Genomic DNA, 13,337 nt, shown 5'->3' with positions numbered 1-13,337 from the left:
CCTAATGGGTCGGGAACGTGAGTTCGCTGATGCCGGAAGCTGACGTTCGGCTACTCGACGCCGCCACCGTCAGTAATCAGTCTAGCGCGTGCACATTCATTCGAGCTACGACGTCAAGCTGGCAGAAGGTGTCGCTGGCTCTCACGCGTAGCGCGAAGAGCGACATTGCCTGGGCGGAATGCGCCCCGCTCTTCGTGTATAAAGGAGGCAGCCTGTACTACGGGAGCCCGCCGTGCCCGAAACCCCGCCGTCAACCACGAACTCAACCGCTGAAGATCCGAACCCGTCCGTGCCGCGAATCACCAAGGCGTGGGCCGTCGGCGGCGCAATCGTGCTGTTGCTCGGCATTTTGCTGCTGATCTTCAACCCGATCCACAAGAGCCCGGATGAACGGGCGCTGACGGAACTGGGATTCATCAAAGGCACCTGCAACGACAGCGACGCGTCGACAGCCACGCCCGACTCGGAATGCCTGGCGTTGCGGGCGAAACCGACAATGACGGCATCTCAGGTCGCGGCCGCTTTGCCACATCTAAAGAATTCCGACCGCAAGATCGAACTGAATCTGGCAGGCACCCAGATCGATAACCTCGATTCGCTGAATGGACTGGACGATCTGGAATCGCTTGACCTGACGGACACGCCAGTCTGGAACCTCGACGCCCTGAAGGAAATGCACTCGCTGAAAAGGCTCGTGCTCCATCGCACCCAAGTCGAAAACATCGCCGCGCTAAAAGGGCTGACCGGTCTGCAATCGCTGAACCTCTGGGATACCCGCGTCTCGAATCTCGACGCGCTCAAGAACCTGCGCGATCTGCGAGCACTCGACCTGCGGGATACACAGGTTCGCGATCTCGATCCGCTCGAAGATTTGCCGCATCTGGAAACGCTCAAACTCGGGGGCGCGAGGAACGTCCGGGACGTCGACGCGCTCAGCCAACTCGCCGCCTTGCAGACGCTCGACCTCAACGAAACCCAGGTCGACAGCGTCAGTGCGTTGAAAAAACTCCGCGGTCTGCAAGCGCTCTATCTCGCGAACACGCCGTTGCGAGACATTGACGCACTAAAGGGCATGTCCTCGCTCAGGACGCTCGTGCTGGACGGCTCGAAAGTGGATGATATCGACGCGGCGCAGGGCATGCTCCAGTTGGACACGCTGGTGCTCGCTCGCACGCAAGTGTCGAACATTGATGCATTGAAGGGGCTCACCCGTCTGCAAAGGCTCAATCTCGCGGACACCCGGGTCGAGAACGTCGATGCGCTGACAGACCTGAAAAGCCTGCGCATGCTCAATCTCTTTCGCACCAGGGTTCGAAACATCGACCCACTGCGAGGTTTAACCGGTTTGCAGGAACTCTACCTTGCGAACACCCCTGTCGAAGACGTCGACGCGCTGAAGGGGCTCACTGGCCTGCGAGAGCTCGTTCTATATGGCACCCAGGCCAGGAACGTCGACGCTCTCAAAGCGGCGCTGCCAAAAACGCGAATCGTGTGGTGATCAACGCCCCGAACTCGCTCTTTGAACGTCGCGCAATACATTGAGCAACGGCTCGTTCATTGGTCCATCATGTTGCCCGCCGGCAGTGACAGCGTGCCCTGATCGATGAAACGTGTGCCGCCAACGATACCGCCCGCCAGTCGCCCGCGCAGCACGTACGGGAAGCGGCCGGCTTGCGCGCTATCCGCGACTGCGAAGGCCTGGCGCACGGCGGAAAACGCGGACACAGTCAATGGCACGTCGATCAGTGCTTCGCCGAAACGGGGTACAGCCCCGCGCTGATCGCTGACGCCACTGGCGAACGAGTTGCCATTCAGTTCGAGTTCTAACGACACACCGTCGTATTCGACCGCGGAAGCGTTCGGGTTCTGGACGCGGAGCTTGACGTTGAAGCGCATCTCCATCCCTTCACTTTGGAGCGGTTCAATACCCGCTACGTTGACTCGCAACGGCTCTTGTCCCATCCATGACGCACAGCCGCTGAACGATATGACCAGGCAAAGGACTGTGTAGAAGAGGCGGACTGAGCGCCCCGCATCGAAAGAAGGCATGGCAGGCACCTCACCGGAGAGAGTCCGTGTGCCGATTAGTGTACCGGGTCTCGTGCGTGGTTATCTGCGATATGGCGGCTGGTCCAGTTGCTGGTCGCCTGCCGGCCATGAGGCGTCATTCGCCCGTACCATCGGTCGGACGTTCAAACGACGGCTCCGCACCGACAAACGGCCATTCACGTGCGGAAGACGAACGTTGCTTCATGCACGCAGTTCGCGCGTCTTTTTGCGCGCGTTGTCGTGAGCGAGCACGGGAACTGGACGCCGCTGTGGGAAAAGAGCGATCCGGATCGAGAGTACGCTAAGCGGGCCATGGCCGGCCGGCTCGGATTGCGATGCCGCGCCGGCAGCGCTGCCGAATGCGAATGTCGCATCCGCCAGCGCCGACATCAGAACTGCCAGAAGAGGAAGTGTCGATGGCGTCGTGCATGGACCGTGCGAGAAGGCCGACTCTCGGGGCCGAACTGCGCGCGCGGATCGATGACTCTCGCGCGCAGCGCCATGTCGTAGAACGCGCCCACCATCGGCAAGGCGCTGTGCGCGCCCTCGCCCCAATAGTCGTTGTCGAGTGTCACACGTGCATCGTCGAAACCCACCCACGCGCCCGCGACCAGTTGCGGATGCATCAGGATGAACCAGCTATCCGTGTTGTCCTGCGTCGTGCCCGTCTTGCCGGCTAGGTCGGCGCGAATCCCGAAGCGCGTCCTGATGCCCGCGCCCGTGCCCCGGTTCACGACGTCGCGCATCACGTCGACGAGCGTTTGCGCTGCGCCGGTGGGCAGCGCCTGTTCCGGCGATGCGCTCGCGAATTCGGCGAGCACCCTGCCGTCGTGATCCTCGATGCGCGTGACCATGCGCGGCTCGATATACGCGCCGTGGTTCGCGATCGTGCTGTACGCCGAGACCATTTCCTTGAGCGTGACCGGGCTCGTGCCGAGCGCAAGGGACGGCACCGCTTCGAGCGGACTCTCGCGTACGCCCATCGCGCGCGCGAGCCGCGCGACTTTCTCGGGGCCTTCCTTTTCCATGAGCTGAGCGGTGACGCGGTTGCGCGAATACGCGAGCGCGTCGCGCAGCGTCATTGGTCGGCCGGTGGGCGGTTCCGAGTCGGTCGGGCGCCAAATCGCATGCGCGGAAAGCGGAATGGCGACATTCCGGTCGACGATTGTGTCGCTCGGCTGCGCGCCATCCGCGAAGGCCGCGCCGTAGACAAACGGCTTGAACGTCGAACCCGGCTGACGCCGCGCCTGCTGCACGTGATCGAACGGTTCGTCGCTGAAATCGCGGCTGCCGACCCATGCCTTGATATCTCCGTTGCGCGGATCGATCGCGACAAATCCCGCCTGGATCTGCGTCTTGCTCCGGCAGAGCGCACGGACGAACGTGGTGTTTGCGCCTAGCTTCACGAGCGCGGCCTGATCCGATTGACCGGCATCGCGCGCGGCGCGGTAGTCGCGCGTCTGCCGGATGAACGTGCGGAACAGGTCGTTGCCTGGCCCGCAGCCCGTGGCTTCGTTCCATGCGTCATTTGCGATCCGTTGCAACTGGTTCGTCTGCCAGTCCGTCGCCTGCGTCGCCATCGCTTGCAGTCGGGAATCGATGGTCGTGCGCACGACCAGCCCATCGGCATAGATGTTGTAGCCATTGCGATCGGCCCATGCGATCAGCCACTTGCGCAATTGGGCCGCGAAATGCGGCGCGGCGCCCAGTGGCGTGGTCTGCAATTCGAAATCGACATTGAGCGGTTGTCGTTTCAACCAGTTGTAGGCGTCGGGCGTGAGCTTTCCGAACTTGTTCATCTGCAAGAGCACCGTGTTTCGCCGCTGCACTGCGCGCTCGGGATTGAGTACTGGGTTGTAGGCGCTGTTGGCCTTCAGCATGCCCACGAGCGTCGCACTTTCGAGGATGTCGAGCTGATCGGCCGATTTGCCGAAGTAGGTGCGTGCGGCCATCTCCACGCCGTAGGCGTTGTACAGGAACGGCACCGTGTTCAGGTACGTCTCGAGGATCTGATCCTTGCTGTACACGGTTTCGATCTTGAATGCCGTGATCGCTTCCTTGAGCTTGCGCGTGAGGGTCGGCGCGCGGCCGATCTCGTCGGGATAGAGATTGCGTGCGAGCTGCTGCGTGATCGTCGAGCCGCCTTGCCGGTCGCCGGAGAACGTGTGCAGCGCGGCCGACGTGGTGCGCTTCCAGTCGATGCCGTGATGCTCGTAGAAGCGGCGGTCTTCGGTTGCAATCAATGCATCCACCATATACGGTGAGATCTGCTTGAGCGACACCCACTCGCGATTGACCGCCTTGAATTCCGCAAGCAGTTTGCCGTCGGCCGACACGATCAGCGCTGGCCGATCGACGCGGGCTTTGCGGATGTCGCCGATGCCCGGCGTAAATGGTACGAGCGCGAGCACGTACAGCAGGAACAGCGTCGGCAACGCGGCAAGCGTCAGCGTGATGCCGCGTCGCGTCGGGTGGCGAAGGGGGCGCGACGCGCTGTTGAAAACGAGTCCGGCTTTCGTGCTGCCGGCGGCGGCCAACGGTCGGATGCGGGCGAGCCACCGTGCGCAATGTTCACGCAGCAACGATACGTATCGGCGATTCACGGTGGAGGGGCGATGACGGAAAAGGCCGGATCGTATCAAAACGGAAGGGCGCTTCTGTCGTCAAACAGGGCTGCGCCAGGCGGCATTAACAGACGATTACATTTGTTTCGTGTGGACAACGTTCGCGACCTTTGCCACCGGTTTTGCGGTGGTCGTCTGCGTGCGATCGGGGCGCGGTAAAAATGATCGAACGCGATTGGACAGCGTCCAAGTACTGCACCTCGTGAGCGCGTCGGGCGCAAATAGGGAGGCACACCACATCGGACCGAACGTGTGATGGCTTGCGGCTGCAGCAAACCGGGTGGGGGTTCTGCACTTAAAGGCCGCCGCTGAGTCTGCGCTGGGTCGACAGGTAGTTCAGGGTCGAACTCAGCCGAACGCGTCAGGCCGAGTCCGGCCAAAAACAGACCTTGGTAGATGCGCGAGTGCGGTCATTCGAATGTCGAATTCGTACGCACAAGAGACGTCCGCATTTCGACGCACGAGCAATAGTGGTTGAAGCTATCGACTGCCGGTGACCTGGCAGGCTGGTGAAATACACCTCACCGATGCGCGGCACGCTTTTCCAAAGAGCCGCCGCGTAGGTTTGGTTCGTGTCGAATTGATGCCGAGCGTCCTTAAGCCAGATACGAATCGGGCGCAAGGGATGGCTGGCAGGAACGAAGTCATCCAGCTTCGCCATTGTGAACATCGCCTCGGTGAAACCGTCCGCTCCGCGCATCGTTTCGGTCTCAGTGCTTTCCGTTCCCCCTGTTTCAACGTTTACCGCTCCCGCTCCGATGACGGCGGCGGGAGCTATTTCAACAGCCTGCTAGACCAGAAAATAGGTAGTTTCCCAAGAAAACTGGGTGACATTGTCAACGATATCACGCTGCAGACGGGCCCGATGACCGGATGGCAATACGCCGGTGGTGGACAGCCAGCGCTGCCTCGCCGCCGCTCGTGGCGTGAAAGAGTCCAAGCTGCTCGAACTCCTCTTCCTGCAGCGGCGTGATGGCGATATCCGTGTAGGTGTAACGTTCCGGTGCCTTCAAGACTTCCCGGAGGGTAGCCTCTGTCCTGAGGTAGAAGCGCAGATATTTTGTCAGCTTGACAACGGTCTCACTCCAGTAGCGCGGATAGAAGCGAAGCGGCGATTCGACCGGTAGTCCCCACCGGCGGTCGCGGCGGCGTTTCATCCGCAGGGCTCCCCCTTCGAGCGGATGCACACCCTCGTGTTCGATCATCAGTCTGAACCAGGCGATTGTGCGCATGATCGTCTTCGGTCGACCGTTCGGGATCTGCGCTGCCCGCTTGACGATCGTGCGGATGTGCTCGTACGAGTAGAACGCGCTCCAGGCGCACCGATACGCTTCTTCCCATTCAGCGTCCGACATTTTCGGGTGGTGCGTGACCCGGTGGTTGGTGTCGTATTTGTTGATGTCCGGGTCCATCCATTCACCGTTCCTTACCATCGTCTGATGATCCTCGGAGCCTGGAAGCGGCGTGAGCATGAAGAATTCGAGAATGTCGATTGGCAATTCACGCTTGATGATCTCGATGTCGCGCAGGATCGATTCTTTCGTGTCCGCCGGGAATCCAATGATATAGCCAGCGTAAGTAATCGCGCCGTGGGCGCGCCACATCTGCAGCATGGCGCGGTATTCGGTGATCTTGTTCTGCCGCTTCTTCGCCGCGATCAGATTCTCGGGATTGATATTCTCAAGCCCAATGAACACGCGACGCACACCCGCGCGCGTTGCCTTCTCGATGAAGCCTGGAATCTTGTGACAGAGCGTATCGACCTGGATCGTGAAGCCGCAGTGAATGCCTTGTTTTTCCCGAAGTTCGATGACGCGGTCGAGAAGGATCTCCCAGTCGTGGTTGCGGGCGAAATTATCATCCGTGATGAAGAACCGGTCGATGCCCTGCTTTGCGTTCTCGCGGATGATTTTCTCGAGATCGTCGGGGGTGCGAAAGCGGCTCTTGTGCCCCTGCACGTTGATGATGGTACAAAACGAGCACTGATACGGGCAACCACGACCGAGGTCAACCGAGGTATAGGTACCGGCCGTGCGTTCGATATGCTTGCGCGGCAAGAAGGGCTGGGGAGTACCTTCGAGCGAAGGTAACGTGTCCATGAAATTATACAAGGGCTTCATTGCACCATTCCACGCGTCGAGAAGAACCTCATCAAGACGCCGTTCCTCAGCCTCCCCAGCGAAGAGCGCCACACCCATTGCTTGCGCTTCCTTAAGCTCAGCGGGCATCTCGGGCAGCATGGAGATGCAGCCAGAAACGTGGAAGCCACCGATCGCAACCGGCAAGCCTGCGGCACGGAACTGGCGGGCGAGGTCGAGTGCGCGCGGGTACTGGTTCGACTGGACACCGACCAGACCAATCATCGATCTCCCGCCCTTTGCCTTCAGGTCACGAATGATGCGCTCTGGCCACACCCGCTGGTTGGTCTCGTCGCATGTTTCGATCTCGAAATCGACGCCAGGGCCCAGCAGCTCTCGCTTTCGCGCGTCATCAGCGAGCGCATACATACAGGCGAGTGTATTGGAAGGCATGACCGAGCGGAGCCACTGGATCGGGTAGCCGTCGTCGTCGTAATGGGTCGGTTTGATGAGGACGAGAGAGAATCGGAAGCTGTCAGGAATCGAGTACATCGTGTCCATGGTGTGCTCTGTAGCCCTGTCTGGAAGTCACAAAACCGCGAAGGTCGTCCGTCTTCAGAAAAACGGAGATGGATCGTGAACTGGCAAGCAGTACAACAACCCGCATCCTACCCGCCTGGCCCCCTGCTGTGTTTACAATGCCGCAGGCGCCAAGTTTCGAGGATGGGGATCCTGTTGGGGCCAGCAACAACTATGACACGGCGGGCTTCGTGGCGAGTTGCCGCGCCGATCGATAATTGCAGTCCCACACCCCCGGTCGCAGTCTCACCAATTCCGATTCCCTGCATTTACCCTCTGCCGAACGGATAAGTTGATCGGACAACTGATTATCCATACAGTGATTCGATGACTTCCGCTAAACGCAACCGCTTACACAGGAGGCACGCACGCATCTGATGCCGTAAACGCAGCGCGGGCCGCAAGTGCTACCAACACTCACGACCCGCTTTTTTGCGCAATGCGGCCGCCCTCTACGTTTACGCACCAGCCACCGCATCCAGCGCCGCGCACACTTGAACGACGCGTGCCTCATCGACCGCGCCCAAGCCGCTGCCGCCGATCCGAACCCCGCTACCGAAATGTACGGCATCGACGCCGGTATCGCGCACGAAGCCGGCCACCGCGTCGATAGTCAGCCCCGCGCCCGCCAGCACCGTGCACCGCGTGCCGCGCGATCGCCGCACGAGTTCGGCGATCGTCTCGCGCGCGTCGAGCACCGATGGCTTGCCGCCCGAAGTCAGCACGGTCGTCACCGCATCGAACCCGAGCAGCACATCGAACGCCTCCGCGAGATCGCGCGCCTCATCGAACGCGCGATGAAACGTGACCGCCACGCCGGCCTCGCTCGCGATATCGGTCAAGCGCCGCAACCCTTCGCGGTCGATCTCTCCCTCTGAAGTGAGCATGCCGGTCACAACACCGTTCGCGCCAGCCGCCGCCACGGCGCGAACGTCGCGCGCCATGACCGCAAAGTCGTCGGCATCGAACACGAACGAGCGGCTGTGCGGCCTCACGATCACGTTGACTGGAATCGTCACCGCATCGACCACCGCTTCGATCAGCCCGACGCTAGGCGTCAAGCCCCCTTCGCCCACCGCGGTGACGAGTTCGAGCCGGTCGGCGCCGGCGCGCTCGGCGGCTTTCGCATCGGCGACCGTCGTCGCGATGACTTCGAGCAAAATCGGTTGTGTGCGCATCTTCTCTGCCCGCTAACGAAAATGCGCCCATCGTACGCGATGGGAGACGCTACGCCTTCAACCCGGCTTAACCCGACGCCTCCTCGATCCAATCGATGTCGCCACACAGCACGCACATCTGCGAACCCACGCGCGTGGCGATCGACAACGTCACGCACGGCGTCGCCTCGTTGATCGACAGATAAGGCCGCGTGATGTGCACGCGCTCCGGCGCATTGATCGCGTCGCGGAAATACGGCCGGCGCAGCCAGTTCGCGCCTTGCGCGTCGGCGAGCGGCAGGAAACCCGTGTCCTTGGCGGCGCGGTCGGCGCGCAGCACGACGTTGCGCCCCGCCTGCCGGCCGTTCGAATCGAGCAGGAAGCAGCGCGCCGCGTGATCGAGCGCGAGGAAATTCCAGCAGACCTCTTCGAGCGGCTCGCCCGCCGCGAGCCGCTCGGCCGCGCGCTCGAACGCACGCACGTACGGCTGGAGGCGGCTCGCCGTCGCCCGCTCGCGCGCCTCGGCCTGCGCACGGTAGCGCTCGGTCAGCTCGCCGATGCAGGCCGCCGCCTGCGTGCCGTCCGCGAGCCCGGGGTTCGGCCGGCCGAAGAAAAAGCCCTGCACGAAGTCGGCATCGCAGGCGAGCGCGAGCTGCGCCTCGTGCTCGGTCTCGATCCCTTCGATCAGCACCAGCTTGCCCGCCTCGTGCAAGAGCGCGACGAGGCCGGGCAGGATCGTCGCCATGTCCGTGCGGTGCGCGGCGTGCGACAGCATGATGCGGTCGAGCTTCACGATATCGGGATTCAACTGCCAGATCCGCTCGATATTCGAGTGGCCCGCGCCGAAATCGTCGAGCGCGATCAGGAAGCCCTCTTCGCGGAAATGGCGCACGCCCTCGGCGAGCTTTTCGATGTCGCCGGCGCGCTGCTCGAGCACTTCGAGCACGACGCGGCGCGGCGAGAGCTCGAGGCGCTTCAGGTTCGCGAACAGCGCCGCCGCATGATACGGATCGGTCAGCGCTTCGGGATGGACGTTGAGGAACAGCCACTCGCGCTCGGCGCCGAGCATCTTGAAGTTCTCGAGATGCAGCGCCTGCGCGAGCCGGTCGACGAGGTGCAGCTCGCCGTGGCGGGCCGCCTCGCCGAACACGTCGAGCGCGGGCACGACGCGATCGAGCGCATCGTGCGCGCGCAGCAGCCCTTCGTAGCCGACCGCGCGCATGTGCGACACGCTGAAGATCGGCTGAAACGCGCTCGTGAGCGTCAAGTCGTCGTGCTGCACGGCATAGCGCTGCAGCCCCGACGTGACGCTCAATTCGAATCCGGGCGGCAGCGCCGGGATGGTTTTTGTCTCCTGCAGCGCAGTTACCATGTCGCCCTCGGCGCAACGGTTATGTAAGAACGGAAGACGGGTGTCGTCATCGACGGCCTCTGAATTTCACAATGTAGTCTCAGGGCACGTTTAAGCAAGGTCCATGCGCGCGGCGACGCACGCCGGCGCGGCGGCTTATCGCATGCTCATCGCATGGATTGCATGCCACGCAAGGTGGAGCGCGCAGCGCGTCAGCTCACCCGCACCGCCGCGGTGCAAGCCGCCCTTGCCGCGCCTTCCGCGGATGCGCCGAATCGGTGCAGCGCGGCCATCGCAATCTAGGGCGATGCCGCACTGCAACACGCTACACTGCGGAACTCTCGGTCCCGCCTCACTGATGCTGTCGATGGAAATCGTCTTCACCGTTCTGATTCTGCTGCTCGCCGTTGCCGTGTCCGGCATCGTCACCCGCCTGCTGCCGCTCAAGCCGCCCTTGCCTCTGATGCAAATCGCGATCGGCGCGCTGCTCGCCTGGCCCCGGCTCGGCCTGCACGTCAAGTTCGATCCCGAGCTCTTCATCCTGCTGTTCATCCCGCCGCTCCTCTTCGCGGACGGCTGGCGCATCCCGAAACGCGAGTTCTTCATGCAGCGCCGCGCGATCCTGATGCTCGCGCTCGGGCTCGTCTTCATGACCGTGCTGGCGGTCGGCTACTTCGCGCATCTCGTGATTCCGGGCCTGCCGCTGCCGGTCGCCTTCGCGCTCGCGGCGGTCTTGTCGCCGACCGACGCCGTCGCGCTCAGCGCCATCACCGGCAAGAACCGGCTTCCGCCGCACTTGATGCACATCCTCGAAGGCGAGGCGCTCATGAACGACGCGTCCGGTCTCGTCGCCTTGAAGTTCGCGATCGCCGCCGCGCTGACCGGCGTGTTCTCGCTGCGCGAGGCGTCGACGAGCTTCCTGTTCATCGCGGCGGGCGGCCTCGCGACCGGCGTGGCCGTGGCCTGGATTTTCTCGTTCATAGCCGGGCGATTTCTGCCGTCCAGCGACGAAGGCGACCCCGCGCCCGGCATCGTGCTGAGCCTGCTCGTGCCGTTCGCGTCGTATCTGTTCGCCGAGCACTTCGGCGGGTCGGGCGTCCTCGCCGCCGTGGCCGCGGGCATGACGATGGGCGTCGCGGCCGCCTCGCAGAAAGTGCCGGTGTCGGCGCGCGTTCGCGCCGCCGGCACCTGGACGATGATCGAATTCGTCTTCAACGGGATGGTGTTCATCCTGCTCGGGCTGCAGTTGCCGCACATCATCGGCAGCGCGCTCATCAGCGCCCATCACGAAAGCGACGCGCTCGTCATCCTCCTGGTCGGCTATGTCGCGGCGATGCTCGCGGTGCTCTATGCGATCCGCTTCGCGTGGGTGTGGCTCTTGCGCTGGTTCGCGAGCCGCAGCGCGGCGAAGCACGGCGTGGCGAACGCCGTGCCGGGGCTGCGCACGGCGGCCGTGACGACGGTGAGCGGCGTGCGCGGCGCGATCTCGCTGGCGGCCGTGCTGTCGCTGCCGGAGGTGCTGCCGAACGGCGCGCCGCTGCCGGGACGCGAGATGGCCATCTTCATCGCGTCAGGCGTGATTCTCGGTTCGCTCTTGATTGCGGTGATCGGCTTGCCGCTCTTGCTGCGCGGCCTGCGCATCGGACTCGACCCGCACGCAGGCGAGGAGCGCAACGCACGCATCCTCGCAGCCCAGACCGCGATCCGCGCGCTTCACGACGCGCAGGACAAGCTCGTGGCCGATCTCGACGAGTCGGCGTCGGCGTCGCTCGCGGACGTCACGGCGCGCGTGATGGAGGTCTACCGGCGCCGGCTCGCGGCGCTCGGCAGCGACGGCAAGACGTCGAGCGACGTCGCGCGGCGCATGGAAGCGCTCGAGCAGCAGATGCGGATCGCTGCGATGCGCGCCGAGCGCGCGGTGCTGCTCAAGCTCCTCGCCGAACACAAGATCAACGACGAAACGCTGAACAAGCTGATGCGGGAGGTGGATTTGTCGGAGACGGCGGTGGTGACGCGGGGGAAGGGGCGGTCGCCGGCGTGAGCGCGGACGGCCGCCGTTCGATGGCGCCTACAGCACCGGCCCGCGCACGGCCTCGCGCCGCAGAATCGCGTACAGAATGATCGCGCCGAAGGTCGCCGTCCCGATCCCGCCCAGCCCGAAGCCGCCGAGCTTGAGCGAAAAGTCGCCGGCGCCGACCACGAGCGTCACGGCCGCGACGATCAGATTGCGGTTGTCCGAGAAATCGACCTTGTTGACCACCCAGATCCGCGCGCCGGTCACGGCGATCAGCCCGAACACGACGATCGACACGCCGCCAAGCACCGGCCCCGGAATCGTCTGGATCACCGCGCCGAACTTCGGCGAGAAGCCGAGCAGCAGCGCGATCAGGGCCGCCACCACGAACACCAGCGTCGAATAGATCTTGGTGACGGCCATCACGCCGATGTTCTCCGCGTAGGTCGTCACCCCCGTGCCGCCCGAAAAGCCCGAAACGATCGTCGCCAAGCCGTCGCCGATGAAGGCGCGGCCGATGTACGGATCGAGATTCTGCCCCGTCATCGCGCTGACCGCCTTGATGTGCCCGAGGTTCTCGGCGACGAGGATCACCGCGATCGGCGCGAGGAGCGTCATCGCGTGCGGGTCGAAGGTGGGGGCCATGAAGTGGGGCAGACCGAACCACGCCGCGTTCGCGACGATCGCAAAATCGATCGGCTTGCCGAGCCCCATCCCGTTCGTGACGATCGCGTAGATCACGTAAGCGATCAAGAGACCGACCAGAATCAAGAGCCGTTGCAGCATGCCGCGCGCGAACACCGCGACGCCGCCGACGCACAGCACCGTCACGACCGCCATCCACGAATCGAAGCTCGACCCGCTCACGCCCTTGACCGCGATCGGCGCGAGATTCAAGCCGATCACCGCGACGATCGAGCCGGTCACGACGGGCGGCATCAGCGCCTCGATCCACTTCGTGCCGACCGCCGAGACGATGAGCCCGATGATCGCGTACACGACGCCGCAGGCGACGATCCCGCCGAGCGCGACGGGAATGTTCGGGTTCGGCCCGTGGCCCGAATAGGCGGTCACCGCGATCACCAGCCCGATGAACGAAAAGCTCGAGCCGAGATAGCTCGGCACGCGCCCGCCCACGAGCACGAAAAAGAGCAGCGTCCCGATCCCGGACATGAAGATGCAGAGGTTCGGGTCGAAGCCCATCAGAAGCGGGGCGAGCACGGTCGAACCGAACATCGCGACGACGTGCTGCACGCCCATCGCGAGCATTTGCGGCCACGGCAGGCGCTCGTCGGTATTGACGACCCGGCCTTCGACGGCACGCGGCTGCTCGCGCCAGCGCGGGAAATAGGAATCGGCCATTGCGGGGGTTCTCCTCTAGCTCTTAGTCGGCGTGAATGCACCGGGCGTCGTGGCGCCGGGCATGGGCGCGGCGCACGATCGATGCGGCGCGGGTATTGGAATCACGCGCGAGTTTAAGGAGCG

General features: G+C 63.5%; 8 protein-coding genes and 1 pseudogene. 2 read left to right on the top strand and 7 right to left on the bottom strand.

Annotation, left to right across the window (positions count from 1 at the left end; translation table 11 throughout):
• The first annotated feature begins 232 nt into the window (after positions 1 to 232).
• A complete protein-coding gene (locus FAZ95_RS01500; RefSeq protein WP_137330811.1) occupies positions 233 to 1,498 on the top strand; it encodes a leucine-rich repeat domain-containing protein in 1,266 nt (421 codons plus the stop codon).
• A 56-nt stretch (positions 1,499 to 1,554) separates the two neighbouring features.
• Here FAZ95_RS01500 and FAZ95_RS01495 read toward each other — a convergent pair whose 3' ends face one another.
• The 6 genes and pseudogenes from FAZ95_RS01495 to FAZ95_RS01470 all read right to left on the bottom strand — a co-directional run bounded on the left by FAZ95_RS01495 (position 1,555) and on the right by FAZ95_RS01470 (position 9,859).
• A complete protein-coding gene (locus FAZ95_RS01495; RefSeq protein ID WP_137330810.1) occupies positions 1,555 to 2,049 on the bottom strand; it encodes an LEA/WHy family protein in 495 nt (164 codons plus the stop codon).
• A gap of 389 nt (positions 2,050 to 2,438) precedes the next feature.
• Positions 2,439 to 4,631, bottom strand: a complete 2,193-nt coding sequence (locus FAZ95_RS01490; protein WP_137330809.1) for a penicillin-binding protein 1A — start codon at positions 4,629 to 4,631, stop codon at positions 2,439 to 2,441.
• A gap of 630 nt (positions 4,632 to 5,261) precedes the next feature.
• Positions 5,262 to 5,373, bottom strand: a pseudogene (locus FAZ95_RS40840) (IS5/IS1182 family transposase); the annotation flags it as partial.
• A 145-nt stretch (positions 5,374 to 5,518) separates the two neighbouring features.
• Entirely contained in the window at positions 5,519 to 7,312 is a 1,794-nt protein-coding gene (locus tag FAZ95_RS01480) for a B12-binding domain-containing radical SAM protein (protein WP_217497420.1), read from the bottom strand.
• 476 nt (positions 7,313 to 7,788) lie between these two features.
• Complete coding sequence (locus FAZ95_RS01475; RefSeq protein ID WP_137330807.1) at positions 7,789 to 8,508, bottom strand: copper homeostasis protein CutC; 720 nt, start codon at positions 8,506 to 8,508, stop codon at positions 7,789 to 7,791.
• Between the two features lie 67 nt (positions 8,509 to 8,575).
• Positions 8,576 to 9,859 (bottom strand): sensor domain-containing phosphodiesterase, encoded by a 1,284-nt coding sequence (locus FAZ95_RS01470; RefSeq protein ID WP_137330806.1) that lies wholly within the window; start codon positions 9,857 to 9,859, stop codon positions 8,576 to 8,578.
• A 346-nt stretch (positions 9,860 to 10,205) separates the two neighbouring features.
• On the opposite strand from FAZ95_RS01470, the gene FAZ95_RS01465 reads away from it, so the two are divergent.
• Positions 10,206 to 11,879 carry a Na+/H+ antiporter gene (locus FAZ95_RS01465; protein WP_137330805.1) on the top strand — a complete coding sequence of 558 codons (1,674 nt, stop codon included), beginning with the start codon at positions 10,206 to 10,208 and terminating at the stop codon, positions 11,877 to 11,879.
• Positions 11,880 to 11,906: 27 nt separating this feature from the next.
• On the opposite strand, the gene FAZ95_RS01460 is transcribed toward FAZ95_RS01465, so the two are convergent.
• A complete protein-coding gene (locus FAZ95_RS01460) occupies positions 11,907 to 13,214 on the bottom strand; it encodes a solute carrier family 23 protein (protein WP_137330804.1) in 1,308 nt (435 codons plus the stop codon).
• Positions 13,215 to 13,337: the final 123 nt, after the last annotated feature.

The sequence above is a fragment of the Trinickia violacea genome (genome assembly GCF_005280735.1).
GTDB classification, from domain to species: domain Bacteria; phylum Pseudomonadota; class Gammaproteobacteria; order Burkholderiales; family Burkholderiaceae; genus Trinickia_A; species Trinickia_A violacea.
This window is presented reverse-complemented; position numbering and strand designations above follow the sequence as displayed.

Excerpts from the sequence above, each read along its gene's own strand:
- FAZ95_RS01470 (WP_137330806.1), bottom strand. The coding sequence starts at position 9,859 with ATGGTAACTGCGCTGCAGGAGACAAAAACCATCCCGGCGCTGCCGCCC.
- FAZ95_RS01480 (WP_217497420.1), bottom strand. The coding sequence starts at position 7,312 with ATGGACACGATGTACTCGATTCCTGACAGCTTCCGATTCTCTCTCGTC.
- FAZ95_RS01475 (WP_137330807.1), bottom strand. The coding sequence starts at position 8,508 with ATGCGCACACAACCGATTTTGCTCGAAGTCATCGCGACGACGGTCGCC.
- FAZ95_RS01460 (WP_137330804.1), bottom strand. The coding sequence starts at position 13,214 with ATGGCCGATTCCTATTTCCCGCGCTGGCGCGAGCAGCCGCGTGCCGTC.
- FAZ95_RS01495 (WP_137330810.1), bottom strand. The coding sequence starts at position 2,049 with ATGCCTTCTTTCGATGCGGGGCGCTCAGTCCGCCTCTTCTACACAGTC.
- FAZ95_RS01465 (WP_137330805.1), top strand. The coding sequence starts at position 10,206 with ATGGAAATCGTCTTCACCGTTCTGATTCTGCTGCTCGCCGTTGCCGTG.